General features: G+C 54.9%; 1 rRNA gene. It reads right to left on the bottom strand.

The features are described 5' to 3' along the window. Positions 1-268 (bottom strand): 23S ribosomal RNA (locus K4B79_RS47560); the annotation flags it as partial.

Below are 268 nucleotides of genomic sequence, written 5' to 3'. Positions count from 1 at the left end.
GTTGAGACAGTCGAGAAGTCGTTACGCCATTCGTGCAGGTCGGAACTTACCCGACAAGGAATTTCGCTACCTTAGGATGGTTATAGTTACCACCGCCGTTTACTGGCGCTTAAGTTCTCAGCTTCGCCACCCCGAAGAGTGACTAACCGGTCCCCTTAACGTTCCAGCACCGGGCAGGCGTCAGTCCGTATACATCGCCTTACGGCTTCGCACGGACCTGTGTTTTTAGTAAACAGTCGCTTCTCGCTGGTCTCTGCGGCCACCCCCA

It is taken from the genome of Streptomyces lincolnensis (assembly GCF_021173675.1).
Classification (GTDB): Bacteria; Actinomycetota; Actinomycetes; order Streptomycetales; family Streptomycetaceae; genus Streptomyces; species Streptomyces lincolnensis_B.
Note: the sequence above shows the minus strand (reverse complement) of the source record. Positions and strands in the feature narration are given on the sequence as shown.